We start from the raw sequence: 237 nt of genomic DNA, 5'->3' as shown, positions 1-237 counted from the left end.
AAACTGAAATATAATAGCATATGCCTGGTAATCATTTCCTTGTTGATCATGAGCTGTGGAAAAAAAGAAGAATCAACGGAGAAATCTGCTGTAAAAACCGAGCAGAATGAAAAACATAATGAAGAAGTAGCGCCAACCATTGCGGCCCTGACGGAAGAGCAAATGAAGTCTGTTGGAATCACTTTAGGCTCAATAGAAATGAAAGAATTGACCTCTACCATTAAAGCAAACGGCCTG

General features: G+C 39.2%; 1 pseudogene. It reads left to right on the top strand.

Annotated elements, in window-relative coordinates:
• Positions 1–237: pseudogene (locus SCA31_RS25490) on the top strand (efflux RND transporter periplasmic adaptor subunit); the annotation flags it as partial.

This window comes from Chryseobacterium sp. SIMBA_028 (assembly GCF_046535285.1).
In the GTDB taxonomy this organism is placed as follows: Bacteria; Bacteroidota; Bacteroidia; order Flavobacteriales; family Weeksellaceae; genus Chryseobacterium.
The sequence above is the reverse complement of the archived record's forward strand: the minus strand, read 5'-3'. Positions and strand labels throughout refer to the sequence as shown.